The organism is Streptomyces siamensis (assembly GCF_039543605.1).
In the GTDB taxonomy this organism is placed as follows: Bacteria; Actinomycetota; Actinomycetes; order Streptomycetales; family Streptomycetaceae; genus Streptomyces; species Streptomyces siamensis.
Window position 1 is genome coordinate 15,991 of record NZ_BAABKB010000031.1, and the last position, 25,225, is coordinate 41,215.

Sequence of the window (25,225 nt, forward strand, 5' to 3'; positions counted from 1 at the left end):
CTCGAGGTCGCAGAGCAACGCCTCGACCAGCGGGCGGGGGCCGCAGACTTTGGTGCCCCAGAGGTCGTAGTCGGTGCAGACGATCCAGGAGCGGTCCGCGGCCCACAGGTTGGACGGGGTGTACAGGATGTCCGGGTGGTCGAAGAGGGTCTGGGCGTCGCCCAGGCGGCCCGAGCGGACCTGTCCCTTTTCGAAGTCCCGCGTGACGATGGGGTTGTAGTACGCCAGGCAGGCGGTATCCGCACCAGCACGATTGGGCCGCCGGGGTGCAGCCGGGCCGCGATGAGGGGATCGCGGTAGTCGGTTCAGGCGACGCTACGCCGCCCGCCGCACCTGTTGTCGTCGTGTCGTCCAGCACATCGTGGTCCGGATGCCCTGCGCTAGCCGGCCCGCTGGAGGGGGACGGGAAGAGGCGATGAGAACAGGTCGCTATGCTGGTGGGTGACATAGGTCGTACATCGAGGAGCACAGACGTGGTGGGTGACGACGACATCTCCGGGTGAGATCCGGATCTGACGGCCACCGGCCGGCGCACACGAGCGCTGCCGAGGTGGTCCGTTTCGTCGTACCCCCTTCTCCCACGTCTGCCCAGGGCAGAGGTCTACGCTCTGCCCTCAGTACCTTCGAGGTCATTTCCATGTCCGACGCCGCTGTCGTCTGCTCGAACGTCTCCTTCACCTGGCCCGACGACACCCCCGTCTTCCACGACCTGTCCTTCTCCGTGACCCCTGGCCGTACGGGCCTGGTCGCGCCCAACGGCTCCGGAAAGAGCACTCTGCTCAAGCTGATCTCCGGTGAGCTGAAGCCCGCCACGGGCTCGGTGTCAGTGAACGGTACGCTCGGCTACCTTCCACAGACCCTGCCCCTGACCAGCGGCCTCACCGTCGCCGAGGTGCTCGGGGTCGCCGCGGTGATCCGCGCTCTGGACGCCGTGGAGTCCGGGGACGTCGACGCGAAGCACTTCGCCACCATCGGTGACGACTGGGACATCGAGGAGCGCACCCGCGCCCAGCTCGACCGTCTGGGCCTGGCCGACCTCACCTTGGACCGCAGCCTGAGCACGCTCAGCGGCGGCCAGGTGGTCTCCCTCGGCCTCGCCGCCCAGTTGCTCAAGCGCCCCGACATCCTGCTCCTGGACGAGCCCACCAACAACCTCGACCTCCAAGCCCGGCACCAGCTCTACGATGTGCTGTCCGACTTCAACGGCTGTCTGCTCCTGGTCAGCCACGACCGCGCGCTGCTCGACCGCATGGAGCGCATCGCCGAACTCGGCAGTGACGAACTACGCCTGTACGGAGGCAACTTCACCGAGTACGAGGAGGCCGTCCGCGTCGAGCAGGAGGTCGCCGAGAAGAACGTCCGCAACGCCGAGCAGGAACTGAAGCGGGAGAAGCGGGAACTGCAGCAGGCCCGCGAACGCGCCGAGCGCCGGGCGAGCAACGCCGCCAAGAACCTGAAGAACGCCGGTCTGCCCAAGATCTTCGCCGGCACCATGAAGCGCGGCGCGCAGGAGGCCGCGGGCAGGTCCGGCACGATGCACGCCTCCCGGGTCAGCGACGCCAGGGCCCGCCTCGACGAGGCCGGGCGGGCGCTGCGCGAGGAGCAGCGGCTCGCGCTGGAGCTGCCCGGCACCCAGGTGCCCGCCGGCCGCAACCTGTTCCTCGGCGAGGGCATGCAGGTCCGCCTCGGCGACAAGGACGTGTTCGCGGCGGGCGGCGTCGACCTGAGCGTCCGGGGCCCCGAGCGCATCGCGCTGACCGGGCCCAACGGCGCCGGCAAGACCACCCTGATGCGGCTGCTCACCGGCGATCTCGCCCCGGAGAGCGGGGAGATCAAGCGCAACGACGGGAGGATCGCCTACCTGTCGCAGCGCCTGGACCTGCTGGACCTGGACCGCACGGTGGCCGAGAACTTCGCCGCGTTCGCGCCCGAGCGGCCCGAGGCGGAGCGGATGAACCTGCTCGCCCGGTTCCTTTTCCGGGGCGCGCGGGCCCATCTGCCGGTGGGTGTGCTCTCCGGTGGCGAGCGGTTGCGCGCCACCCTGGCCTGTGTGCTGTGCGCGGAACCGGCCCCGCATCTGCTGCTGCTCGACGAGCCCACCAACAACCTTGACCTGGTCAGCGCGGGCCAGCTGGAGAGCTCGCTCAACTTCTACCAGGGCGCCTTCATGGTGGTCAGCCACGACGAGCGGTTCCTCGCCCGGATCGGGATCAGCCGCTGGCTGCGGCTGGCCGACGGGGTGCTCAAGGAGATGGGGGCGCCGGAAGTGTGAGCCGCCGACGTGTGACCTGGCCCGCGCCCGAGGCCCTGCGCCCGGCGGGCCGACCATCGATCACGCCAGGACGGTACCCCGTGCCCCAACTCGCTCTGCTCGCCCACGACCTCGTCCGTGACCTCGGCGGCCGTCGCGTCCTCGACGGTGTCTCCCTCACCGCTTCCCCAGGTCACCGCATCGGCCTGATCGGGGAGAACGGCGTCGGCAAGTCCACCCTGCTGAGGCTGCTCGCCGGCGTGGACGAACCCGACGCGGGACGTGTCACCCGCCCCCGCGACCTCGGTTTCCTCCACCAGGAGATGCCGTTCGACGCGGACTCCACGCCCGCCGCCGTACTGGACGAGGCGCTGCGCGAGACCCGTGAGGACCTCGCCGAACTGGACCGGCTCGGCGAGGAGTTGGCCCGCTGCGCCGAGGACGACCCGGGCCACCAGGAACTGCTCGACGCCTACGGCAGACGTCTCGAACAGGCCCAGGATCGAGAGGCCTGGGACGCCGACCGCCGGGCCGCGCTGGTCCTGGACGGCCTTGGCCTCGGCGCCGTCGGCCACGACCGGAGGCTCGGCTCGCTCTCGGGTGGGCAGCGCGGCCGGCTGGCCCTGGCCGCGCTGCTGGTCCGGCGGCCCTCCGCGCTGCTCCTGGACGAGCCGACCAACCATCTCGACGACGACGCCGCCACCTTCCTCGAGGGACAGGTCGGGTCCCTGCCCGGCACCGTGGTGGTCGCCAGCCACGACCGGGCGTTCCTCGACGCCGTCAGCACCGACCTGATCGACCTCGACCCGGCGCTGTACGGGCCCGTCCGTTACGGCGGGAACTACAGCGCCTACCTGTCCGAGAAGCACGCCGAGCGGCGGCGCTGGGAGCGGCGGTACACCGAGGAACAGGAGGAACTGGAAGAACTGCGCGAGTCGGTGGGCGTGACCGCGTACCGGGTCGCCCCGGACCGGGGCCGCGTCGACAACGAGAAGATGGGCTACGGCCACCGGGCCGGCCGGGTGCAGCACTCCATCTCCCGTCGGGTGCGCAACGCCACCCGGCGGCTGGAGGAGCTGGAGCGCACTCGGGTGACCGAGCCGCCGCGCCCCCTGCGATTCGCCGCCGGGGACTTGGCGAGGCAGGCCGAGGAGAGCAAGGAGCCACTGGTGGCACTGCGGGACGTACGGGTGCCGGGTCGACTGGTACTGGACGTCCTGGAGGTGGCGGCGACCGATCGGCTCCTGATCACTGGCGACAACGGGGCCGGCAAGTCGACGCTGCTCGCCGTCCTCGCCGGACGGCTCCCGGCCGAGGGCGAGGTGCGCAGGCGGCGGCACTTGACGGTGGGGCTGCTCACTCAGGACACCGTGTTCGAACGGCCCGAACGCACGGGGCGCGACACCTATGAGGCGGCGGTGGGTTCGGCCCGGGCGGCGAAGGTGCCACTCGGCTCGCTCGGCCTGATGCACGGGGCCGACCTGGACAGGCCGGTCCGGGAGCTGTCGGTGGGGCAGCGCCGCAGGCTGGCGCTGGCACTGTTGGTGGCCCGCCCGCCCCACCTGCTGCTGCTCGACGAGCCCACGAACCACCTGTCCCCCCGCCTGTGTGACGAACTGGAGGAGGCACTCGGCACCGGACCAGGTGCCATCGTCGTCGCCAGCCACGACCGCTGGCTGCGCCGACGCTGGCAGGGCCGGGAGGTTCGACTGGTCCTTGGGGCCGACCGGCGCAGGAGCGACAGAGCAGACGCGTTCCGGGCCGCCGGTTTCGTCCGGGAACCAGCATCCGAACAGGGCAGCGGATAGTTGTGGCCAGAGCAGACCTACTGTCACCAAAGCTTCCGGTGGACGCCCGGCGACGCGCCCGGATGGACACGAAGTCAGGCCGCGAACCGCACTGTTGAGCCGGTGGTCCCTCTCGTGGACGCCAGTGGAGCGAACGAGGACGGCGCATACATGCTCAGAGAACTCCCATCGCTGGATCCCGCGGTGCGCGCGGACGTCCTGCGCCTGCTGGACTGCGTGGTGCGGGACCTCCCCGCTCACTGGCAGCGCCGCAGGGGAGTATCGCAACTCATGGTGTTCCTCGACGGACCAGGGACGTGCGGTTGGAGAAGATCACCCTGCGGGAGTTGTCCGAGCACGGATATCTCGACGAGTTCAGCCGCTGGGCCGGCAGCGTCCCGGTATCCAAAGCCAGGGAGCACGGCTGTGCCGCTCTGGTGCACGGGAACCGTATTCACGCGAGGATCAACCAGATCGGCCCCATCGGATCGGGCTGGCACACCAGACACATTCGTCTGCGTGCGCACCGCGCACCGGGACTTGCGAATAAGCCCTTCCGTTTCGCTCAAGTTCGACGTCGGAGGCCGGTTCTTCCCGCGGCTGGTGTTTCACGAGTGGGTGTTCGACACCATCGCCCGCGCTCGGCAGAGTTGACCCCGGCGCGAGTACTCCAGCCGTGTCGGGGAACCTCTGGTACCGCGTACGCCGTGATCGCAATTGGGCAGGTCCGAATCGTTCGTAGCGTGGCCGGCGACGGCCGTCCTGTGGGGCTGCCGGTGGGTCGGCCGTCGGATTGCCCCTCGGCCGTCCAGCGTGACGTGTGGTGGTGATCGCCCGACGGAGGAAGGCGACGGTCTCCGCGACGCCTGCACGGCGGACTAGCAGTGTCTCTTCGCCGCCGGGATCCGGGCCAAGGAGTTCGTGGCCCGGATCCCGTTACACGACTGGTCCGGTCGCCGGCAGCGTGACTGGACCGATCTGTTCGCGGCTGAATTGTCCTCGGTGTCTCATCTGGCAGGCCGCTCGGAAATCGTCGGGAGAACCTTCTCGGCGATGTCGAGGAGAACATGGTCGTCCGGGAGGGCTCCGGACGTGCTCCACACGGTGATGTCGCAGTAGCCGCCCCGGTCCTTGCGGTCGAGGGCCACGGTCAATGTCCTGGCCAGGGGACCTTGTTCGACCGGTCCGCCGGATCCGCCGCTGCCGAGGTTGATCTCGAGCTTCATGGTGTGATCCGAGGAGAAGACCGCGGGCCGGTCGAGAACCTTGAGGGTCCTGATGTCTGTCTCATCCCCGAACTTCATCAGCTTCACGTACTGGTCGGTCGTCAGATCGTTGTAGGTGGCCGAGACATTGACGGTGTACGTGTCGAACGCGACCTCGGCCTCCGGCTGGGCGACCTTCCCATCAGTCAGGGGAGCGGTGTTGCTGGTGCCCGAAGCAGTGGTCGCGGTTTCTCCGGGCGTGCCGAGGAGCTTGGCCAGGTCTGGCCGGTTGAGTGCCTTGCACAGCTCTTCACCCGTCACGGGCTGGGGCTTCTGCTTGTAGGCCTGGGGCAGCGGCTCGTGTTCTCCGCCCGAACACGAGGCGGGCTGGGGAGTGCTGTCGTCGGACGGCATCACGTGTGGGGCCACCCACAGCGCGGCCCCGAGTGCCCCGACCACGGCCACGGCGGCGACGGCCTGGCCCCACGCGTTGGGTTCCTTCTCCGGGGTGTCCGGGCCGGGATGCGGCCCAGCTCCTAGCTGGGGCTGGGGCTGGGGCTGGGGCTGGGGCTGGGGCTGGGCGTGGGCGGCAGCATCGACCGCCGCCCGGTCTGCGGAGGCCGCCGGACTCGGGTCCCGGCGTGCACGCAGGGCCCGGACCACCCCGTAGAAGCGTATTGCGGTGAACACGAGGAACACCATGCCGAGTCCGGCCGCGACGCGATCGTGATCACGGACGGCGAGATACATGATGCGTATGCCGAGAACGGACCCGACCGCGATGAGCAGGGGCTCGCGGACCCAGAACGGCAGGAGACGGAGGAGGAAACCGAGCATCCGGTGATCTCACCAGGACAAGACGATATTCGCCGTGGTGGAAGCCACAGTTCCGCGTACGTTGCGGTGCGGCCGATGCAAAAGCCACCAAGCCGACGATCCTGAGATGGCTGTCGCGACGTCAGCGGGTGCCGGCGCCTGAGACCAGGCCCTCACCTTCGGCGTCCTCCTCGTCCTGCCCGCACTGATCGTCTTCGCGTTCTTCCAGCGACGGTTCGACCACGACGTCGTCGGCTCTGCCGTCAAGTGCTGAGCCAAGGCTGCCTGAGGTTCTGGACCAGTCCACTGCCCAACAACAAGCGGGGGAAGTCATGCCGGGCCTGGAGGCCAGCGGTCCTCTTGCAGGGCCGAACAAGATGCCGGGGAGGGCAGTGCGCACTCGCAGATCGCCATGATGACCGAGACCTACTCCGAGGTGGGCGAGGAGCGGGTGGATGCCAGGGTGCGGTCGACGCGATGTAGGCGGTGTCCTACCGCGGCCGGCGGGCGAGTAAGGGTTCGTTGACGCCAGCCAGAGGGTTGGCAGGGTCTGATACGAAGACGGCGTTTGTCACGCGAGAGTGCTGCTCCTCGCGGCGAGAGTTGCCGTTGAGCGGGATACTTCCTACTGGGACCTCTGCAGGAAAGGGCATCAGTCATCTCGTCGGCCACCTGTGGATTGCCCATATCTGGCAACCTTGCAGGTTGCTGAACCATCCGGGAGGGGACCCCGCTGTGACCGAAGTGCTGCCCGGCTCCGTCAACGCCGGCGACGACGATGCCGACCGCGAAGCTGTCGAACAGGAGCGCGCCAAACTGCGGGAGTTCGTTGAAGGGCTGTCGGCGGACGACATCAAGTCGGGCGGCTGGTTCACGAAACTCTGCGCCCAGGCGTTGCGGTCGTACACAGAGAAAGCCACCTGGGAGTACTTCCAGCAGAAGTACAGGGGCGTCCCCGCGGACGGTATCGTCGGGCAGCAGATCAAGCTGGCGGCAAAGAACGCCATGATTGAAGGCGGAATCACCTCCAGCCTCTACACAGGGACGATCGCGGCGACCATCGGGTCGTTGGGTGGTGCCAGCCCCGCCACTGTTCCGGCCGGGCTCGTCACCTTCATGGTTGACCTGACGTACATCACCCAACTGCAGATGCGCCTGGCCTACGACATCGCGGTGATCTACCGGATTCCCCTGGACGTGGACGATCCCGAGGACATGATGAAACTCGTCCGGGTGGCAGTCGGCATTAAGGCCGGAGAGGTCGCCCGCGGCAGCATGAAGTTCGTACCCGGCCTGGTCCGGCAAGTCCTCAAGAAGTACTACGCCGGTCCGGTCCTTGCCACCGCGAAGAGCCTCCCGTTCGTCGGGAAGCACCTTCTGCAACGCAACATCATCAAGTTCGGCGTCCCCGGCGTCGGGATCCCCCTCACCATCCTCGTGAACCGCTACACGACCGTGGCCGCGGGACGCCACGCGAAATCCGTGTTTCGTGACGAAGCAGAGGTGATCGAACTTGCCGACACTTTGATCCGACGTACGCGCCACCTGCGGCTGATGCTGTGGGTCGCGTGGCTCGTCATCAACGCGGACGGCAAGATCTCTGACGCCGAGCGCCTGCTGTTCCAGCGGCTGACGCGGCTTGCCCGGGAACGGCATCAGATCGATGACGAGCAACTCGCCGACGTCGTCACCATCGACCCGGACGAGGTATGGCAGCGCATCGACGCCGAGCCCGGGGATCTCAGTGACGTTCTCTACGCCGCCGAGCGGGTCGCCGCCGTCGATGGGGATCTCAACACGCACGAGAAGGCAGTCATCGCCGAGCTACGGGATCGCTGCCGACGACGCTGACCCGCGGTGCGCAGGCCCCACGAAGGCCGAAGTCTGCCCTACGGCGAGGCCGCTGTCGGGCGCCCCACCAGTTGCCCGGAGTGGCTCGCAGCGAGCAATGTGCACCTCAGGCCACCAGGCCGGCATCCGGGGGAGGGATCTCGGCCCACCCTCTGCTGGCCGGATTCAAGTGGTGGCGAAGTACTGGTTGCGCCAGTGACCGCGGACCCAGTGCCCGGCAGAGGCTCGACCGCTTACTGGGGCACGGGCGGGGTTGAGTTCATGGACGGCTGTCTCCGGGCGCGACAGCATGATCCGGCGGAAGAGTCGGGGCGCAGTCCCGCACGGCGAGCGATGCCGCGCGCCGGTTGGAGGAGTTTCGGCTGATCGGCGCGAGCCAAGGGCTGGCGGGCAAGGGCGGAGAGGGCGCGCGTGCGGAAACGGCGCGCACGCCAGCACGCTGTGGGCGCTGGTGGAGTTCATCCAGTCCGCGACCATCCGGCCCGGCAAACGCAGACAGCGACGCCCGGCCGTGACCGCGACGTCAGCATGGTCGAGGACGGTGACGCCGTGGTGCCCGGGCACCGCCGCCCGGACTACGCACGTGCCGTGCCGAGGGCACTGCTCGTCAGGGCCGCTCATCGCGGCTACACGTGATCGCACCTTCCCTGCCGGGTATGGCCACCGGTAACCCCCACGCCGACATGCCTGCAGAAGGGCTCGGACGCACGGAACTGGCCGCCGGCGGTGTGCCACCGGACTCCGGGGCAGACGCGGCGGAGGGACCGAGAGCGGTGAGGCAAGACCACAGCGGGTTGTAACCCGGGGAGGGACAAGACGACTCCAACCAGCCGATCTCGCAAAGATCGCAGACCACGTACTCGACCTCGAAAGCCAGCTCGGATCCGAAGTACGCCGTTCGGATGGGCCAACTCGTTCGCTTCTACTGCCCTACGGGCCGGCCGACCTGGGGTCGTGGCAGGGTGGCTGTGTCGAAGCGGTAGGTCTCTCGGTATGCCCAGCGGTGGAGTCGGTCGCGCCCGAGGTCGCCAACAGAGGCTTTGGCCCCGACATCGGTCTGGCCTCGCTCACCGAAGGCATCCGGGCCCCGGGGGAGCTTGAACCACTGGCCAAGCGCGGTCAGCATCCATGAGCGCAACCGTTCGCGTGGAGTGCCAGCGTCGTGGCTCCCCCTCGCTTACAGCGGCTGCACGGTGGAGTGGCACCTTTCTGCGACGCCGACGCCGACGCCGACGCCGACGGCAATGATCTGAGGAGCTGCCCGGCGCGTTCTCGCGAGGCACCTACACGCGGATCGATGAGCTGCAACTCGCTTGCGATCGCCTGCCTCACGTCCTCTGCTGCGCTGACCGTGGACGTGTCCCCACCGGGCCCACCTGCGAAGCCGCAACCGCATTGCTCGGTTACGAGGGTTCAGCGACCGTGACCTGCGTCCGCCTCCTCGATCACCACTCCGACCTGCTGGAAGCTGTCGTAGTTGTCGACGTCACTCGTACACGGGGGAACGCTTGCCTCTACGACGGCGGATGTGATCGGGAGCAAGGGCGCCCTGGGTTCTCCGGCCGCAGCGGCAGGCCTGGTCAACGGCGCATCTCGATTGCGGCGAGCGGCCGTGGACCGCATGAGGTGGCACGATTGTGGAGAGAACCTTCTTTCCGAGGCAACTTGCTCGGGCGCTCGGCCTCGGGCTGGTGTACCCGTCACCTGCCGCGATGGTCCACAGGTGTGCGTGCTTGTCCGCCGGTGTACGCAGGCGTTGTCTCGCAGTTGGACACTCACACGACAGGCATGGCACGAGCGTCAGTCGCCCGCGAACCACAGGTAGCTGCCTCGGGTGGCCGCGCACTGTTGCAGCATCAAGGCGAGGTCGTTCAGTGCGGCGAGCTGACGCTCGTTATCGCACCGCTGCATTAGATCGTCGATCTCTCGGAGGGCGGCTGCGGCCTCCTGCTCGTTCATCAACGTATTCCCGTACGGATCGACGGCAGTGAGCCTCCCGGATACCCCAAGGAGCTGGAGCGAGCCGAGTGCATCGGCCAGGGCGTCGCCGTGCCCGTAGCTCCGCAGGAGTGTTGCGCGGGACTTGCGCCAGTTGTTGCGGGCCGGCCGTGCTGAGTGCAGCTCCAGATCAATCCCCATGCTTCATGATGCACACGCTATGCCGCTGAACAGCAACACTGATCATCGGCGGGCCGTGGCCTCTGCCCGACATCCGCTTCAGGAGCTCGATCCGAGTCGGCCTCGGCGGTGGCCGGCGACTGGTGTGAGTCAATGGCCCCACCGGTCACCTGACGCTTGGTGCTGGCAAGATCTACGGGGGAGGGGTGGGCATGGACATCGTGGAACTCATGGAATGGCTGATCGAGCTGGGGTGCTGTGGAGTCTTCAAAGCTGACGGCGAGCGCACCCCGGGCACACGCTGGATTGTGATCGTCTCTGGCTGAGCCTTGGGTGAGGATACGTTCTTTCGTACCGACCAGCCCTCGCCGGACGCCTGTCTTCAAGACCTGCTTGATCACCTTGAGACTGCTGGACTCTCTCCCTTCGCCTGAAGGCCGACGGCGGCACTGATCTTGAAAACCTTCGTGGCGCGAGTCGTCGTGGGTTCACATCCCGCAGTCACTGCATGTGAACGGCTCCTGGCCAGGTACCTCGGTCAGCGGCCGCTCGTATGAGTGTTAGGTTGTCCAGCAACGGAACTTGGCAGCAAGGTGGTTGGTCAGGACTGGGTTCTGGGAACCGCTGGGGCGCTCCGCGCCACGGTCGCGTCGTTCTCGTGAGCTGTCAGGATTGACCACTTGGTATCTACGACGCCATGGATGTGACGGGTGGCGGGCGGAGCCGCCTGTGGAAATGAGCGGCAGGGTCCCCCTGGTACGCGGTACGGTGCGCCGATGTCCGGGCTCAAGAAGTTCCAAGTCACCTTTGACTGCGCAGACCCCGAGCGTCTTGCTCGCTTCTGGTGCGAAGTGTTGGGGTACGTCATACCGCCGCCACCGGAGGGGTTCGCCACCTGGGACGATTTCAACCGCACCCTGCCTCTGGAGAAGCAGGGATCATGGTTCGCCTGCAGTGATCCATCCGGCGTGGGCCCGCGCCTGTACTTCCAGCGCGTCCCCGAAGGCAAGATCGTCAAGAATCGCGTGCATCTCGATGTTCGGGTCGGCACCGGGCTGATGGGGGACGAGCGCCTCGCCATGCTCGAAGCCGAGTGCACACGACTGGTCGCGCTCGGCGCCACCCACGTGCAAACGCTGTATGCCGACGAGGAAAACGAGTCGTGCATCCCAATGCTGGACATCGAAGGAAACGAATTCTGTATCGACTGAGCCCTCTCCGAGCCGGAGAGGGGGAGCCGCCTCCCCTGGGCCTCTCTGGTCTCGTATGGGGCGGGAGTTACCCTGTGCGGGCGAGGTTGTGCAGCCGGGCGATGCCGAGCATGTCGGCATGCACGCCGTCGCCTTTCAGACGGCAGTGACGAAGGATCTTCCCTGCCTTCATTCGCGCGAAGACGTGCTCGACGCGGGCCCGGACCTTGCGGTGGGGGGCGTTGTGCTCCTCTTTCCAAGCTGGCAATTCGGTCTGGCCGCGCTCACGGCGGTGTGGGACAGGCAGGGCGGTGCCCCGATAGCCGCCGTCCGCGATGACCGTGGCCCGGCCGATGGCGGCCTTCGCACCGGAAAGTTCCCAGGTCTTGCAATCGTTGCGGTTGCCCGTGGCCGGTCGGCCGACGGCGGCACGATGGCATCGGGGCAGGCCGGCCATGACGTGGGGCGGAGGGCGAGTGTCAACCCCACCGTGACAGTCAGTCTTCGTTCAGGCGGAGGCGATGCCGCCGCGTGTCGCCATCGCCGACTGTCAGGCGAATCGTCCGTGGCCGAAAAGGGTCATGAGTATGGGGACATCCAACTCGTTGTGCGAAGCGGCATTTTATGACCTCTTCCAGTGGCCGATACGGTCGGATTCATGGAGTGGAATTTTCAGACGGCCGAAGAACTCTCCGCTGCCTTGCGCGCCGGAGAAGTGACCTCGGCGGAACTGACTGATGAGGCGATCGCCCGTATTGAGCGGGACGACAAGGCGATCAACGCGATATGCGTGCCGGACTTCGACCGTGCGCGGGCCGCCGCACACCGTGCCGACCAGGCGCGCGCCCGCGGCGAGGACCGGCCTCTGCTCGGTATTCCGGTGACGGTCAAGGAGTCCTACAACATTGCCGGGCTGCCCACGACCTGGGGCATGCCGCCATACCGGAACTATGTGCCGCCCGAGGACGCGGTACAGGTGACGCGGCTCAAGGCCGCGGGCGCGGTGGTGCTCGGTAAGACCAATGTGCCGTTGGGGCTGCAGGATATACAGAGCTTCAACGAGATCTACGGCACCACCAACAACCCGTGGGATCACGGCCGCACGGCGGGCGGGTCCTCCGGCGGGTCGGCGGCGGCCCTGGCGTGCGGGTTCGGCGCGCTGTCCATCGGTTCCGACATCGGCGGCTCGCTGCGCACCCCCGCGCATTTCTGCGGCATCTACGCACACAAGCCGACACTCGGACTGGCGGCCAACCGCGGCATGGTCCCGCCGCTCGCGCCGGCATTGCCCTCCGATCTCGACCTCGCCGTCGTCGGTCCGATGGCACGTACCGCCCGCGACCTCACGCTCCTGCTCGATGTCATGGCCGGACCGGACCCGCAGACGCTCGGCGTCGCGTACGACTTGACGCTGCCGCCCGCGCGCCACGAGCGGATCGGCGACTTCCGGGTCCTGGTCCTCGACGAGCATCCGCTCATTCCGACCGGGTCCGCGGTGCGGGCGGGCGTGAACCGGGTGGCCGACGCGCTTGTCGACTGTGGCGCTCGCGTCGAACGGCACAGTTCGCTGCTGCCCGACCTGACCGAAGCCGCGACGCTCTACACGCAATTGCTGATCTCGAGCTCCATTGCACGGTTTCCCGTCGAGTCGTACGAGCAGTTGCAGACCCGCGTCGCCGGACTGAACCCAGACGACCAGAGCCTGAACGCTGCGAGGCTGCGCGCCATGGTGTTCAGCCACCGCGACTGGATCGAGGCGAACAACCGTCGCGAACTCCACCGCCACGGCTGGCGGCAGCTGTTCGCCGAGTTCGACGCCGTGGTGTGCCCGATCACGCCGACGCCCGCGTTCCCGCACGACCACAACCCCAATCTGCTGGAACGGCGCATCGACATCGAAGGCGTCGAGTACCCGTACCTCGACCAGCTCGTCTGGGCCGGCCTGGCCACCATGCCCGGGCTGCCCGCCACCGCCATACCCGCGGGGCGGTCCGCCGAGGGCCTGCCGGTGGGAGTGCAGCTCATCGGTCCGATGTTCGAGGACCGCACCCCGCTGCGTCTGGCCGAACTGCTCGAGCTGAAGATCGGCGGCTTCCAGGCGCCGAAGTAGGGCCTACGACCTCGATGTCCGTCGAGGACGTGGGGCGGGTCACGACGGGATCTTCCGAATGATCGGTGGCCTGGCGAACCACGGGGAGGTGCAGTGGAGTTGAGACGGCCCATCGATGAAGGAGCCTGAGACGAAGCGGAGGCCGCTACCTGTTCGACATCAAAGCCGGCGGACCCGGCCAGGGACTGCGCCCCTTCCGGGAACCGGACATTGCCGAGGGCGGCGAGGACTGACGGCCGGCACACGCGACCGCCCCGGTCACTCCTTGCGCCCAGTGGGGGCTGGCACCCGACGTGTTGTGGCGTCTTGCGGCAGGCGTCACAGCAGGTCCGGTGCATTCTCCTGGGCGGGGGCCTTGGATGCCGGGTGCTCCGGTTCGTCGGCCGGGGCAGTGGCGCTCAGGGCCGCTTCGACCCGGCGGTTGCTGGTCATGGACGCCGTGACGATCGTCATTGACAGGAGGAGGCCGGCGGCGGCGTAGAGCGGGGTGCGGATGTCGTAGGTGGTGGCCAGCCAGCCGCCGGCGAAGGCCCCGACGGGTGCGGCGCACATGGCCAGCATGCGGGAGGTGGAGGCGACTCGGCCCATGAGGTGGGCGGGGACGATTGCCTGCCGGAGGGAGGGCGCGAGCACCATGGTGGCGCCCATGGCGGCCCCGCAGACGGCGAGCGCCAGCCCGGCCACGTACGGGTTCGGGGCGGCGGCAAGCCCGAGGATGGCAAGGCCTTCGACGGCGGCCGTGAAGGTCAGTGCGGTGCCGGTGCCGAGTCGTTGGCCGAGGCGGGAGGCGATGCCGGCGCCGAGCAGACCGCCGGTGGCCTCTGCCGTGAGGAGCAGGCCGAAGCCGTAGGTGTCGATGCCGAGGCGGTCGTGGGCGAAGAGGGCGAGGACGGTCTCCACGGCGAGGAAGGCGATGTTCCCGACCGCCGGGCGGAGCGCGAGCCCGAGCAGCAAACGGTCCCGGAAGACGTACGAGGCTCCGGCCCGCGCCTGCCGCAGCAGCGACTCGCGGACCTCCGGTACGGGCCGGGGCATGGCGGGAAGCGACCGTACGAGCAGCGCGGAGAGCAGGAACGACACCGCGTCGGCGAGCAGCGGAACCGCACGCCCGAGCGCGAGCAGCGCACTGCCCGCAGGCGGCCCCGCGAAGCCGGACATGGCGGTCTGGGCTCCGCGCAAGCGGGAGTTGGCTCGCTCCAGCAGCGCGGGGTCGCGGCCGAGAAGATCGGGCAGGTATGCCGTGGCGGCCGTGTCGAAGAAGAGTCCGCCGAGGCCGAGGAGGAAGGCGACGGCGGCGAGCAGCGCAATGCTCAGCACGTCGAGCGCGGCTGCCACCGCCGGTATCGCGAGCAGCACCGCACGCGCCGCGTCCGTGACCCACATGGTGCGCCGGCGGTCCCAGCGGTCCACCAGCGCACCGCCGAGAACCCCGAAGAGCAGCCAGGGCAGCGTCCCGGCGGCCGTGACGACGGCGAGCGCCATCGGATTTCGCGTCAACGTCAGCGCGATCAGCGGCAGCGCGGCATGCGACACTCCGTCACCGAGCGAGGACACGGTCTGCGCAGTCCAGAGCCGTGCGAATCCGGTCGGCAACTTCCTTATATCTGATGTCACTTGGTGTCCCCCTCGGCCTGATTGCGCGGTGCCGGGTGGAACAGTGCGAAGACGAGTGAGGCGTCCGGCAGCGACGGATCGGACAGCTCCCGGTACTCGTCCGCCAGAGCCTGCAGCCGCGCCCCCAGCTGCGCGAACTGCTCCTCGGTGAGCCGCAGATGCGCCATCCGCACGTGCCGCTCGCCATCCGACGGCGAAGCCTCCAGGTCCGCCACCGCATGGCGCATCAGCACATCCGGGCCTCCCTCGCCCGGATCCGGCAGCACGATCGACCGTGCGGCCATCGCGTAGTACCGCTCGGTGACGCCCCGCACCTTCCGTGTCCGTACGACCTTCACCAGGCCGGCCCGTTCCAGCAGCCGCACGTGGTAGCTGGAACTCCCCTTGGCGAGGCCGACCCGCTCGGCGATCTGCGTGATCGTCGCGGGCTCGAAGCGGAGCACGGCCATGATCCGGTGGCGCGTGAGATTGGAGACGGCGCGCAGCTGCTCGTCCGTGGTGACGTGAAACGTCTCGGGAAGATCCTCGGTTGGCATGCGAGCAATGGTCAACGATTCTTGACCATTGCGCAAGGGGATTTCCCCCATCGGAGGACGCGGACGACATGGACGCGCTCGTCGCCGAGCCGCTCGTGTGCACCGGGATCAAAATCGGTTATGTCCGGGGGGCGACCGGCGGGCCCGAACTGCAGCGGCAGCTCGACTCGCTCACCGCCGCCCGGCGCCGGCCGGAACATCTACGCCGACAAGCAGTCCGGCAAGGGTGCGCTCCGTCCCGAGATGAAGGCGTGTCACGCCTTCATCGACGCAGGCGACATGGTCGGCGTCCCCTCACTCGACCTCGACCGCTACGACCACAGCCTCCAGGCCTCATCGACATGGTCACCGAGCTGCGCGAGCGCGGCATCGGCTTCACCACGCTGCACGAGAACCTGGACACCACCACCCCCGGCGGCCGACTCGTACGATGTGCCCGTGCATGCTGCTGATCAGGTTGGCGAGGGTGTCTCTGCGGGCCTCACGACGTTTCTCCGGAACGCTGACGGCGACCGCCCAGTGAAGATCGTTCCTTCCGTCTGTGGCGAGTGTGACGGGCGCGTGTTCTTCGTGCTCGTCGATGATGTCGAGGGCGCAGCCGAGCGGGTGTGCACTGGTTGCGGCGGCCGCGCGTTCATCGCGGACAGCGAGGAGTTCTGGGAGGACGCGGGTCCCGGCGAGGCCGGCTGTCCATGCGGGGGCGAGGAGTTCGAGGCTGCGGTCGCGTTCTCGCTCGGTGACGACGGGTCGGTGCGCTGGGCGACCGTGGGCCTGCGGTGCATCAAGGACGGATTCTGCGGGGTCTATGGTGATTGGAAGATCGACTACGGCTCCACGGATCACCTCCTGACCATGGTCTAGGGCTGGGCGGTGGCTCGGACGGGCTGGGGTTCAACGTAGGACCACCCTCGGATCATCAACAACAGGAGGGGGCAGTGCAGGGGGCCGGGTTGTCCGGTCGTCCGTCCCGTTCCGGTCTCGCGGGCCACACAGCCACGCACTACATGCAGCTCGCACGAACGCCGACGCCTCGCCGACCACAGCGACACCTCGCCCAAAGAGCCGATGCGTGCCGGGCACCAGCCAGCCGTCGGATCTCGTGTTCCTCCTTCGCATCGCGCGCAGCCGCGCGAGCAGTGCCTTCGGCATGAGCACATCCCTACCGAGCGCGATTCCCCTGGTCAGGGGATTGACCAGGGGTAAGACCAGACGCTTTGAGGAGCGCAGCACTAGCCGACTCCGACGCGGTTCTGTGCCGCCGGCACCGTCCTGCCGATCAAGGTGGCGAGCGTTGCTCCAAGGACGCTGACGCCGACCAGGGTCAGCCAGATTGGTGTTGCCCCCGTGGACAGCAACCCGGAGAGTGCGATCGGAGCGAGCGCTCCTGCGACAGTCACAGCGAGTTGGTTGAGGGCCAGGTATCGGCCGCGGAGAGCGTCCGGGGCGCTCTCCGCTGCGACCGTCGACGTGATGGGGCCGCCGAGGATTTCGCCGAGGGTGTAGCTGCTCGCACCGAGCAGTACGACGGCGACCGCGAGGGCGAGCGCTGTCACGTGGTCGGCGGCGAGGAACAGGAGGTAGCCGGCAGCAAAGCAGGCGTGTCCTGCGACGAGGACGCGGCTGCGGACCCGCCCGCGGAGCCAACCGACGACGGCGCCCTGGCCGAAGCCGACCATCAGGGTGTTGAGTGTGAAGACCGCTCCGGCCGTCCAGCCCGGAAGTCCCAGCACGTCCACGGCGTAGACCGGTATCGCGATGTTCAGGGCGAACAACGAGATGGCGAAGCACAGTTGATGTCCGACGAGTGACAGGTACCGCCGGTCCTGGAGTACGCGCCGCCAGCCTCCGGCAGTGTCGTGGCCCGCTTCCGGACGGGCGTTGGGTACGGCCCCCATCAGGGCGAAGGCGGCGACATAGGACATGGCGTTGATGGCCACGATCGCGGCGTAGACGCGGGGAGTGCCGATACCGACGGCGACGGCGGAGAGGAGCCCGCCGAGTGCGTACCCGAGGTTGCGTACGGACCCGAGGAGGCCGAACCAGCGTTCGCGTTGACCGGGCGCGGCCAGCGCCGTGACGGTCACGCCGTAGCAGCCGAAGAACACTGCCCTCCCGGCGCTGTTCAACCACGCGCAGACGGCGATCTGCCAGGCTTGGTCCACGACGAGATACCCGGCGAAGCCGAGCGCCTGAGCCAGGTTTGCGGCTTGCAGCACCGGCTTGGCGCCGTACCGGTCGACCAGCCCTCCGACCAGAGGACCTGCTGGGAGTGCCAGCAGCCCGGCCGTCGTGAGCGCCGCGCCCACCTGCACCAGCGTCAGCGAGGTCGTGGCCAGGAAGTACAGCATCGTAACGGGGATGAAGACGCCGGTGCCGATCGAGTCGATGACGATGGCCGCGACGAAGCGGCCATGTCGAGCCATCGAGGGACGCACCATGGAATCGGAAGGAGGCACGACCCAGACGGTATATATTCTATACCGGTATCTACAACGCTACCGGGAATCGTGCATGGGTAAGGCCTTGAACGTCATGGCCGCGCCCTGCCCCGGCCGCCACCAGCCGACCAACCACCTGATGCGTTCACCCGGCGCCCTGCTGGACCAGATCGACGAAGCCACCCGGCCCCGGTTCCAGATGCTCTTCAGGCGGCCCAACGCGTTTCGCTGAGGCGCCCCTTGAGGCCGTGGACGCACGGCCAATCGTTGCCGGGGATGCGGTCGAAGCCGCGAGGAACGTGCCGAACTGGGCGCCAAGTCGTCGGTGATCTACGACAGCACGTCGAAGGGCGAAGCCGGTGCCGCCGGCTTGTGCTGTGACGTGACGCTGCGGTCAGCGCCTTGCGTTGTTGCCCGGCGCTCGGGGTGGCATCGTCAGCCCGAGGCCTTCTCGACGCCGGCTCGTTCGCGCGCAGCGAGGATGTCGGGGACGTGCGTCTCGGCCCACTGTCGTACGGCACGCAGCGGAACCAGCAGGGAACGGCCGAGCTCGGTCAGGGCGTATTCGACGTGCGGCGGGTTGCCGCCCAGGTCGGTGCGGGTGAGCAGGCCGTCGGTCTCCATGGCGCGCAGTGTCTCGGTGAGGGCCTTGGGGGTGATCCCGCGGATGTGTGCCTTCAGTTCGGTGAACCGCATCGGGCCGTCCTCCAGTGCGTTGATGGCGAACACCGTCCAACGCGCCCCGATGCGGTGCAGCACCGTTCGGCTCGGACACGTCGCCGCCATGACGTTGTACGCCTTGCCCATGGGGGTCCTCCCGGTAGCGTTGAAGATACCGGTAGCAAATCTATACCGTCGCGGTCATGAGTGAGAACCTGACAGGCAAGCGGATCCTGGTCGTCGGCGGGGCCCGCGGTATCGGCGCTGAGATCGTCCGGCGCACCGAGCAGGCCGGCGCCGACGTCGTCGTCGCAGCACGGTCTGGCTCCGAGGTACAGATCGACGTCACCGACGAGACCACCATCATGCGGGCCGCGGAGTCGCTCGGCGCCTTCGATCACGTGATCTCCACCGCGTCGGCTCACCACGACGTGCCGGTGCCGGATCTGGAACACGACAAGATCCAGGCCGCGTTCTCCGCCAAGGTCGTCGGCCCGTTGCTGCTGGCCAAGCACTTCGCCCCACGGATGCCTGCCGGAGGATCGTTCCTGTTCTTCTCCGGCATTGTGGGCTGGAAGCCCAAGCCCGGAACCGTCGTCAAAGGCACTGCGAATGCTGCTCTGGCCGCGTTGGTCACCCACCTGGCCGTCGAGCTCGCGCCGCTGCGTGTCAATGCCATCGCGCCCGGTATCACCGACTCCGGCACTTGGGACAGGCTTCCGGACGAGCGTCGCCGTGCCTTGTACGACAGTGCCGCCGCGGCCTCCCTCGCAGGCAGGGTCGGGACGCTCGAGGACGTCACCGACACCGCCCTGTGGCTCCTGGGCGCGGGATGGGTGACGGGCGACACCATCCATGTCGATGGCGGCGCCCGGCACCGCTGATCTCAGCGCCACATTGTGTGGCGCGTAGGGTGTCCGTCGTGATGAAACGGGGAGTCAAGCTGGTGGCAGTGTCGGGCATAGTGGTGCTGGCCCTGACGGGGTTCTCGACGGGTCGGGGGCACGGGCACGCGCGGGGGCACAGCAGCGGCGGGGGCGGGTGCAGCAGTTCTTCGCAGAACCACGACAGTTCGTCGAACTCGTCGACGTCCGGGGGCGGGAGCTCCGGGTCCACGTACGGCGATGACGACGACGTGTACGGCAGTTCGTCGGGGTCGTCGTCGGGCGGCAGCGGCTACACGCGACGGCCCCACCGCTCCACGTCGTCGCCGGCCGCGACGGGCAGCACGAAGTCCGTGGAGGATGGAACCGTGCGTCTGATCAAGTGCGCCGACGCGACAACGCCGTACGCCACCGTCCAGGTCAGCAACCCCAACAGCAAGTCCATGCGGTTCGACGTCCACGTCGCCTTCCTCGACGCGAATGGCGGCACGGTCGAGGCCCTCTTCCACGAGGTCAAGGTGCCTGCGAAGGGCAAGGTGACCGCAAAGGTGCCGGTCGGCGGCGCCGGCTTGGCTGCCAAGGTGGACCGCTGCGACGTCGACCCCGATGCCCTCGTGCAGGTCTGACACCTACAAACCGGACAAGAGTCTTCGACGCGCGCGCTTCCTCTCCTGATCGTGATGGACCCTGCTGCGGGACGGGCGGCGGCGGACTCGGAGGTAGGGAGCCGCCGGACGCCGGCTGATCGACCAGTACTTCACCGCCGCCCATCAACTCGGGGAGCAGATCCTCGAAGTGGCCTCGGCCTACGCGTCCGAAACGGCGTACAGCGTGAGCGAGAGCTCGCAATAGCGGACCACGTCCGGAGAGGGTCCACTGCCAAGGCGCATGTGGAAGAAGTTCTCGGCGCAGCCGCATCCGATGGGATCGGGGCGAGTCCGCGGCTTGGTCAATGCCGTCGCTGCGGAGCGGAAGGTGGCATAGGTTCACCCGGTGACCTACGACATCGTGCTCGTGCGGGTGCAGCAGGGTCTGACGCTGCAGGAGACGCTTGACCGCCTCAACGCCGGCATTGATCCCGATGCAGACCTGCCGCTGCTCCGACTCACCGACGCGCAACGGAACGAGTGGGAGCGGATCCTGGGCCGAGTCTCGCGGGACATTGGTTCTGTCGAGTCTGAGGAGTACCTGTACAGCCTCACCCTTGAGACGGTTGGTCCGCCGGGACGCGTGCAGCTCGACTACTGCGGGGACACAGCCCATATCGAGGTCGCCTACCGCCACTCGGGTCCGGCGGCGTTGGAAGTGATGCGGCTGGCCTATCGCATTGCTTGCATTGTCGAGGACGAAAGCGGCCTGACCGGCCACGACTTTGAGGTGGGCCAGCCCACCCGAACCGGTGACCCTGTCAAAGCCGCCGTCCGGCTCAGCGGCCTCTCCGATTGGGCACGACATCACTTGAGCTAGCGGATCACAGGGCAGGCCAGAGGAAGAAGGCAGGCCGGAGGCGGAGTGCGATGGACACCTGGCGCCGTCGCACGGCGCGACGTTCCCAGTGTCTGGTCGGCCGTCGCGAAGCGGTGCTCCGTCGGCTTCAGCACGTCATCGAGGTAGCCCAAGTACTCCGTCTCCGCCGTTCCTGTCAGCACCGCCAGCAGGAAGGCCAGGCAGCCCATGTCGTGGTGCTCCCACAGTGGGCCGCGGCCCTCGTTGCAGAGCACCGTCCACTCGTCAGGCCGCTGACCGGGCCGCGCCAGCCAGTACAGGAACGCCCCAGTGCCCTCCTTCTGCCAGGCCCGCTTCGGCACGTTCGTCACCAGGACATCGGCGCGGAACGTGCCTGTTGCGGTGGCCACTTCGGCCGAACAGGCCACCGCGGGTCATCGGCAGTCGTAGGTCAGCTTCGTGACCGCCGTGTGCACCGACGGCGTGAGGACGCGGAGTTCTGCTCGCCCGGCCTGGTGGCCCTTGCCCTCGAAGGTCCACAGGAGGCTGAGAGTGGCGTGACGTCGGCCGCGGGGCAGGCGTTCGCGCAGCACGCCCGAGGACGTGCCGTCGCTGCGGAGCCAACGGTAGGTGAACGTGCCCGGGCGGCCGTTCGTCGTGACATGGGCAAGGATCCGCGCCGTCTCGCCGCAGCCCAGCTCCGCCGGACGGGAGGTGACCGACACGTCGCGCACCTCCACCGAGGGGCCGAGCCGGTGCCACGCCAAGAAGGCCAGGATGCAGAGGAAGACCAGCGCCGGGAGCGCGTAGCGGCGCGGGCCGCTGCGTGGGACGGGCGGGGGCGGTGGGGGCGTGACGATCAGCGTGCTGAGGCTACGGTGGGCGGTTGCCGCCGTGACACCGGGGCCGAAACGCAGGACGGTGCCCTCCATGCGGTCCGGCACCGTAGCGGGGGACACCTGCTGCCGCGGGCGGGGGAACCCCCCGACCGGCACCGTCACGGAGGGATCCCCCTGCTCCGGCACCGTGGCCCCGTCCTGTTCCGGGCGCGTAAACCAGTGGCTGGCCAACACGGTTGCGCTGTACTCGGCCTCGGTGGGGCCGAGTCTGCGGGTGGGTTCCTCGGGAATCTGGTCTTCGGGGGCGTTCATTCCACACCCGCCCTGCACCCGCGTAGCTGTGACTGGGCGGTCGCGCCGCCGTCGGCGGACGCCGGGTCGGTGGTGGCCTTTACGGTCCACCAGGAGCAGTAATCCCTCTGGAAGGTGTGCTCGACGGTGACGGTGTAGCTGCTCGCGCCGCTGCGCTCGAATGTGTCTGCCGGGCCGTCGGGCGTCAACTGGCCGCCGGGCTCCTCGCTGGTGAACCACTCGACGGTGAGGGTCAGCGGCCCGGGGCCGTCCGTAGTGATCGTCAGCGTCGCCGTGGCGGTCGTGGGGCTGGTCGTCTGGAGGTCCGCCGCGATGTCCTTGACGGCCGGCGGGGGATCGACGTCAGGGGTGGTCGGGGTCGTGGTCACCGGATCCGGCTCATCGACCGGCGGAGGCTCGGTCGACGGCGTGGCCGGATCCGTGGGTGACTGGGGGGCCGTCGGGGCGGGCGGGGCGGGCGGGGTGGCGGACGGCGTGGGCGTCTGGCTCGACTCCGCGACGGGGTCGCTCCCGGGCCGCGCGCTGGTCGTCGCCAGCACCCGCGCCACCTCACGCGGGGAAGCGGCCGGGTCCGGCAGGACGCCGTAGGCCAGAAGCGCGCCCAGCAGCACCAGGGCCGCCGACAGCACCAGTCCCGCCCGGCCCGGCAGCCACGGCCGCAGCCGGCCTCCCGCGGAGGGCTGACGCAGCACCGTCCGGGCGAAGTCCGTCGTGGAACTGGGGGACGTACGCCCCGACGGCAACAGCAGGGGAAGCAGCGCAACCAGCGCGGCAAGGGCCCTGCGGCCGCGCTCCTCCCAGTCCGGCCCGTACGCCGCCCCCGCCACCACCTCCAGCTCCCGCACGAACTCCGCGGCGTGTGTGGGCCGTTCCGCCGGGTTCTTCGCCAGGCCCCGCGCCACCAGACCCCGTACGTCCTCCGGCACCTGCTCCACCGGAATCGGCGCGTCCAGGTGCCGGAGCGCCAGCTCGGCGAAGTTCTCGCCCTGGTACGGCTTACGGCGGGTCAGGCACTCGAAGAAGGTGGCCGTGGCCGCGTAGACATCCGCGGCGGGCGAGGCGGGCGCGCCGGTCCATTGTTCCGGCGCCATATAGGCAGGGGTCCCGGAGATGCCCGCGCTGACGCCGGAGTCCACCGCGATGCCGAAGTCGACGAGGCGGGAGGACCCGTCCGTGCCGACCAGGACGTTCTCCGGCTTGTAGTCGCGGTGGACGACACCTACCCGGTGCGCGTCGGCGAGCCCCAGCAGCGAGCCCTTGAGGACGGTGAGCGCCGCCTCCGGCGCCAGCGGGCCCTGCCTGATCAGCAGGGTGTGCAGCGAGATGCCGTCGACCAGCTCCATCACGATCGCGGCCCCGTCGGGGCTCTCGACGTACTCATACAGGCCGACGACGTACGGACTTCCCAGCCCGCCCAGCAGCCGCGCCTCCGAGCGGAACCCCTGCACGAATCCCGGCCGGGTGCGCAAGGAGTCGCTGAGGTACTTCACCGCGACCGGAACCCCGGTCTCCACATGAACGGCGAGCATGACCCGTCCGCTCGCCCCCGAACCGAGTTCCAGCGACTCGGTGTATCCCGGCACCGCCCAAGTGCTCATGTCCGTCCCCCAAGGCCGCCGTGCCCCGGTACCTCACCTGCCCCGGAGCATCGAGCACAGGATGAGAGACACATTTCCGGGCATCGCGGTTGCGGTGGGAGACCCGTAGCTCCAAGTGACGACCGAGGCTTGTTCGAACGTCTCCGGGTCCGGATCCTCACTCAGCCATGACCTTCACGGACTGCGGGCAGGGCTGTCTCGGAGCTTTCATCGGAGTTCCGGAATCCGCAGGGGCCGGACGCACACCGCGGGAAGGAGTCAGGCTGGAAGGGGGGGTGCCGGCCGGCCCTGTGCGTCTGGTGATCGGGCGGGGCCCCGGCGTGCCCACCGAGGGCTTGATGAAACCGGGGTCGTCCTGGCCCCTAGTCCGAGGCGGTACCTCTCCATGCCGCGGTGACGCGCCCTTCCTCCCAGTGCCACCATTCCTTGGCTGCACCGTGCTCCAGCAACCTGCGGATCCGGGGAAGGTCCGCTGTCGGCGGGATGTCCAGCGCGACCATCCGGAACTGCTCGATACCCTCGCCTGTCGTTCCGAGCCGATGGAAGGTCTCCAGCACGGTCTGCCTGGCTGCTGCCGAACCTCCGTCCTTCAGCACGATCAACCGGGTGGTGCAGTTGTCCGAAGCGCGAACGGTCTCGCCGGCCCATCAAGCCGTCGTCGTCGACCTCGACTTTGACGATGTCATCGCTTGCGACCCCGCGGACGAACCAGGGGGTGTTGTCCAAGAGGGAGGAAGCGACCCGGGCGTGGAATGCGATCGTGGGGACCGGCCTTCCGAGAGTGGTGGCGCCCAAGACGTCACCGCACGCCCGGACGACGGTTGATCACGGTGGTGTCGGGTACTCGCCCGCCGTGCGAAGGACATGCATGAGGGCGTGATCGGTCCAGGTGTGGGCCGCCGCCCGGGTGAGGCTGTCCGAGCCCGTGGAGCAGCGCCGGACCATGCCGGGGCGAATACGCCCTCGCACGCGGGCTTCGGCCGCTCGATCACATGCCGGCCTACCGCAAGCAAGGAGAAGTGGATGAGCACGGTCAAGGAAGCAGTGGACGTCGAGGTTCCCGTCCACACCGCCTACAACCAGTGGACCCAGTTCGAGGAGTTCCCGCACTTCATGGAGGGGGTCGAGGAAGTCAGGCAGCTGGACGACCGCCACAACCACTGGATCACCAGGATCGGTGGGGTGCGGCGCGAGTTCGACACCGAGATCGTGGACCAGCTGCCGGACGACCGGATCACATGGCGGACCGTCGACGACGGCACGCAGCAGCGGGGTTCGGTCCGGTTCCAGCGCCTGGACGATACGCACACCAGGGTGGAACTCACGATGGACGTGGAGCCCAGCGGACTTGCCGAGAAGGGCGTGGACGCCCTGGGCTTCATCGACCGGCGGGTCAAGGGAGATCTGCACCGTTTCAAGGACTACATCGAACATCGCGGCGGCGAGACGGGAGCTTGGCGGGGACGCATACAGCCGGGCGATCCCGGCTCGACCCTCTGAGACCGCACGGCGTTCGCACACTCGGGGGCACGCAGCACGCGCGGGTGGAACGCGGCCGTAGGGCCACTCG

At 68.5% G+C, this 25,225-nt stretch carries 21 protein-coding genes and 1 pseudogene; 11 read left to right on the forward strand and 11 right to left on the reverse strand.

Translation table 11 applies throughout. The annotated features are described in order from the left end of the window. Positions 1 to 637: 637 nt before the first annotated feature. Together abc-f and ABEB03_RS32930 are read left to right on the forward strand one after the other, a co-directional pair. On the forward strand, positions 638 to 2,272 hold the full coding sequence (abc-f, locus tag ABEB03_RS32925) for a ribosomal protection-like ABC-F family protein (protein WP_345656493.1): 1,635 nt from the start codon (positions 638 to 640) through the stop codon (positions 2,270 to 2,272). An 80-nt stretch (positions 2,273 to 2,352) separates the two neighbouring features. Continuing rightward, a complete protein-coding gene (locus ABEB03_RS32930; protein WP_345656494.1) occupies positions 2,353 to 4,059 on the forward strand; it encodes an ABC-F family ATP-binding cassette domain-containing protein in 1,707 nt (568 codons plus the stop codon). A 986-nt stretch (positions 4,060 to 5,045) separates the two neighbouring features. On the opposite strand, the gene ABEB03_RS32935 is transcribed toward ABEB03_RS32930, so the two are convergent. Further along, positions 5,046 to 6,080 carry a DUF6215 domain-containing protein gene (locus tag ABEB03_RS32935; RefSeq protein ID WP_345656495.1) on the reverse strand — a complete coding sequence of 345 codons (1,035 nt, stop codon included), beginning with the start codon at positions 6,078 to 6,080 and terminating at the stop codon, positions 5,046 to 5,048. Between the two features lie 714 nt (positions 6,081 to 6,794). On the opposite strand from ABEB03_RS32935, the gene ABEB03_RS32940 reads away from it, so the two are divergent. After that, complete coding sequence (locus tag ABEB03_RS32940) at positions 6,795 to 7,910, forward strand: tellurite resistance TerB family protein (RefSeq protein ID WP_345656496.1); 1,116 nt, start codon at positions 6,795 to 6,797, stop codon at positions 7,908 to 7,910. 1,800 nt (positions 7,911 to 9,710) lie between these two features. Here the strand turns inward: ABEB03_RS32940 and ABEB03_RS32945 are convergent. Continuing rightward, positions 9,711 to 10,049: a hypothetical protein gene (locus ABEB03_RS32945; protein ID WP_345656497.1), complete on the reverse strand. Its 339-nt coding sequence runs from the start codon at positions 10,047 to 10,049 to the stop codon at positions 9,711 to 9,713. 755 nt (positions 10,050 to 10,804) lie between these two features. Between ABEB03_RS32945 and ABEB03_RS32950 the strand changes: the two genes are divergently transcribed. Next, complete coding sequence (locus ABEB03_RS32950) at positions 10,805 to 11,239, forward strand: VOC family protein (protein WP_345656498.1); 435 nt, start codon at positions 10,805 to 10,807, stop codon at positions 11,237 to 11,239. Positions 11,240 to 11,306: 67 nt separating this feature from the next. On the opposite strand, the pseudogene ABEB03_RS32955 reads toward ABEB03_RS32950, so the two are convergent. Further along, positions 11,307 to 11,642, reverse strand: a pseudogene (locus ABEB03_RS32955) (transposase); the annotation flags it as partial. A 234-nt stretch (positions 11,643 to 11,876) separates the two neighbouring features. On the opposite strand from ABEB03_RS32955, the gene ABEB03_RS32960 reads away from it, so the two are divergent. Then, entirely contained in the window at positions 11,877 to 13,328 is a 1,452-nt protein-coding gene (locus tag ABEB03_RS32960) for an amidase (protein WP_345656499.1), read from the forward strand. 318 nt (positions 13,329 to 13,646) lie between these two features. Here ABEB03_RS32960 and ABEB03_RS32965 read toward each other — a convergent pair whose 3' ends face one another. Then, positions 13,647 to 14,921 (reverse strand): MFS transporter, encoded by a 1,275-nt coding sequence (locus ABEB03_RS32965; RefSeq protein ID WP_345656500.1) that lies wholly within the window; start codon positions 14,919 to 14,921, stop codon positions 13,647 to 13,649. 17 nt (positions 14,922 to 14,938) lie between these two features. After that, a complete protein-coding gene (locus ABEB03_RS32970; protein ID WP_345656501.1) occupies positions 14,939 to 15,478 on the reverse strand; it encodes an ArsR/SmtB family transcription factor in 540 nt (179 codons plus the stop codon). A 438-nt stretch (positions 15,479 to 15,916) separates the two neighbouring features. Here ABEB03_RS32970 and ABEB03_RS32975 point away from each other — a divergent pair, with 438 nt between their 5' ends. Further along, positions 15,917 to 16,339 (forward strand): hypothetical protein, encoded by a 423-nt coding sequence (locus ABEB03_RS32975; RefSeq protein WP_345656502.1) that lies wholly within the window; start codon positions 15,917 to 15,919, stop codon positions 16,337 to 16,339. Between the two features lie 368 nt (positions 16,340 to 16,707). On the opposite strand, the gene ABEB03_RS32980 is transcribed toward ABEB03_RS32975, so the two are convergent. After that, complete coding sequence (locus ABEB03_RS32980) at positions 16,708 to 17,934, reverse strand: MFS transporter (protein ID WP_345656503.1); 1,227 nt, start codon at positions 17,932 to 17,934, stop codon at positions 16,708 to 16,710. Positions 17,935 to 17,989: 55 nt separating this feature from the next. Here ABEB03_RS32980 and ABEB03_RS32985 point away from each other — a divergent pair, with 55 nt between their 5' ends. Then, the gene (locus tag ABEB03_RS32985) at positions 17,990 to 18,148 is read left to right on the forward strand and encodes a hypothetical protein (protein WP_345656504.1); all 159 of its coding nucleotides are present in this window, start codon (positions 17,990 to 17,992) and stop codon (positions 18,146 to 18,148) included. A 203-nt stretch (positions 18,149 to 18,351) separates the two neighbouring features. Here the strand turns inward: ABEB03_RS32985 and ABEB03_RS32990 are convergent, their stop codons facing one another. After that, the gene (locus tag ABEB03_RS32990) at positions 18,352 to 18,723 is read right to left on the reverse strand and encodes a winged helix-turn-helix transcriptional regulator (protein WP_345656505.1); all 372 of its coding nucleotides are present in this window, start codon (positions 18,721 to 18,723) and stop codon (positions 18,352 to 18,354) included. 56 nt (positions 18,724 to 18,779) lie between these two features. Here ABEB03_RS32990 and ABEB03_RS32995 point away from each other — a divergent pair, with 56 nt between their 5' ends. From ABEB03_RS32995 to ABEB03_RS33010, 3 genes are all read left to right on the forward strand, one after another. After that, entirely contained in the window at positions 18,780 to 19,460 is a 681-nt protein-coding gene (locus ABEB03_RS32995; protein ID WP_345656506.1) for an SDR family oxidoreductase, read from the forward strand. 41 nt (positions 19,461 to 19,501) lie between these two features. Continuing rightward, positions 19,502 to 20,086: a hypothetical protein gene (locus ABEB03_RS33000; RefSeq protein WP_345656610.1), complete on the forward strand. Its 585-nt coding sequence runs from the start codon at positions 19,502 to 19,504 to the stop codon at positions 20,084 to 20,086. A gap of 367 nt (positions 20,087 to 20,453) precedes the next feature. Continuing rightward, a complete protein-coding gene (locus ABEB03_RS33010) occupies positions 20,454 to 20,927 on the forward strand; it encodes a hypothetical protein (protein WP_345656507.1) in 474 nt (157 codons plus the stop codon). Here the strand turns inward: ABEB03_RS33010 and ABEB03_RS33015 are convergent. The 4 genes from ABEB03_RS33015 to ABEB03_RS33030 form a co-directional block, all read right to left on the reverse strand. After that, the gene (locus tag ABEB03_RS33015; RefSeq protein ID WP_345656508.1) at positions 20,924 to 21,316 is read right to left on the reverse strand and encodes a hypothetical protein; all 393 of its coding nucleotides are present in this window, start codon (positions 21,314 to 21,316) and stop codon (positions 20,924 to 20,926) included. The two genes, ABEB03_RS33010 and ABEB03_RS33015, sit on opposite strands and share 4 nt — an antisense overlap. Positions 21,317 to 21,340: 24 nt before the next feature. Continuing rightward, positions 21,341 to 22,057 carry a hypothetical protein gene (locus ABEB03_RS33020; RefSeq protein WP_345656509.1) on the reverse strand — a complete coding sequence of 239 codons (717 nt, stop codon included), beginning with the start codon at positions 22,055 to 22,057 and terminating at the stop codon, positions 21,341 to 21,343. Then, positions 22,054 to 23,655 carry a serine/threonine-protein kinase gene (locus tag ABEB03_RS33025; protein ID WP_345656510.1) on the reverse strand — a complete coding sequence of 534 codons (1,602 nt, stop codon included), beginning with the start codon at positions 23,653 to 23,655 and terminating at the stop codon, positions 22,054 to 22,056. The genes ABEB03_RS33020 and ABEB03_RS33025 overlap by 4 nt, the downstream gene beginning before the upstream one ends. A 362-nt stretch (positions 23,656 to 24,017) precedes the next feature. Then, complete coding sequence (locus ABEB03_RS33030) at positions 24,018 to 24,251, reverse strand: DUF4265 domain-containing protein (protein ID WP_345656511.1); 234 nt, start codon at positions 24,249 to 24,251, stop codon at positions 24,018 to 24,020. A gap of 427 nt (positions 24,252 to 24,678) precedes the next feature. Here ABEB03_RS33030 and ABEB03_RS33035 point away from each other — a divergent pair, with 427 nt between their 5' ends. Continuing rightward, positions 24,679 to 25,155: an SRPBCC family protein gene (locus ABEB03_RS33035; RefSeq protein ID WP_345656512.1), complete on the forward strand. Its 477-nt coding sequence runs from the start codon at positions 24,679 to 24,681 to the stop codon at positions 25,153 to 25,155. Positions 25,156 to 25,225: the final 70 nt, after the last annotated feature.